We start from the raw sequence: 410 nt of genomic DNA, 5'->3' as shown, positions 1-410 counted from the left end.
GATGATCGCGGGCTGATTGTGCTCGAGCAGCGCGGCCAGCGTGCCGACCGGCGGCTTGTCACAGGCTACGACGGCGATGGTGCCGCCGAGACCGGTCGCGCTCAAGTGCTCGCAGAGCGCATCGTGAGTGACTTCCCGCCCGATCAGCGAATAGCGCATTTCGCGGGTTCCATTGCGGATGCCGTCCGACGTCGCGATCGTGTATTCCGGCTGGACCAGGCGCAGCTTCAACTGGCCTGCTCCCTTTCCGATACGGCTCTTGAGGCTTTGGTGGATGGCATCGACCTTCGCCGTCACACCCATGTAGCACTGACTGTCGCCTTTGGTGCCGACCACGCCAACCGACGGCTCGTGGATCAGATCCGGATCGGTGCCAAGCTCTCGCGCAATCCCGAGGGTTTGGGCAGAGC

General features: G+C 63.9%; 1 protein-coding gene. It reads right to left on the bottom strand.

The features are described from left to right. A partial coding sequence (locus I6F36_RS39150) for a dihydroxy-acid dehydratase (RefSeq protein WP_346656720.1) occupies window positions 1-303 on the bottom strand: 303 nt, incomplete at its 3' end. Window positions 304-410 lie beyond the last annotated feature (107 nt).

The sequence above is a fragment of the Bradyrhizobium sp. BRP19 genome, from assembly GCF_020194195.1.
GTDB classification, from domain to species: domain Bacteria; phylum Pseudomonadota; class Alphaproteobacteria; order Rhizobiales; family Xanthobacteraceae; genus Bradyrhizobium; species Bradyrhizobium yuanmingense.
The sequence above is the reverse complement of the archived record's forward strand: the minus strand, read 5'-3'. Positions and strand labels throughout refer to the sequence as shown.